Annotated in this window: 1 protein-coding gene; it reads right to left on the bottom strand. The window is 44.6% G+C overall.

Annotated elements, in window-relative coordinates:
* On the bottom strand, positions 1–242 hold a 242-nt coding region (locus tag FKM52_RS21580; protein WP_181407973.1), incomplete at its 3' end, for a type I restriction-modification system subunit M N-terminal domain-containing protein.
* Positions 243–316 lie beyond the last annotated feature (74 nt).

Below are 316 nucleotides of genomic sequence, written 5' to 3'. Positions count from 1 at the left end.
CCTTTAGTCCTGATGGCATCGTCTTTGATGTCATCGGTAATGATGCTGTCATCAAGTGCTGCATAATGTATGCTCTCATCCCCTGCTTCCATGTAGCTGGAAAAATTCTCACTGATGAAGCGGTAGAAAAGTGCACCGAGTACATACTGTTTAAAATCCCATCCGTCTACGGAGCCTCTGACATCATTGGCAATGGCCCAGATTTGACGGTGTAGCTCGGCACGCTGCTGAAGGCTTGTCATTTTGTATCCTGTTGTATGATTCTTAAGTACTGTTATTGGCCCGATTTTATCGCAATTTCATATTGATGACAGGC

The sequence above is a fragment of the Mixta tenebrionis genome (assembly GCF_006517625.1).
Taxonomy (GTDB): domain Bacteria; phylum Pseudomonadota; class Gammaproteobacteria; order Enterobacterales; family Enterobacteriaceae; genus Mixta; species Mixta tenebrionis.
The sequence above is the reverse complement of the archived record's forward strand: the minus strand, read 5'-3'. Positions and strand labels throughout refer to the sequence as shown.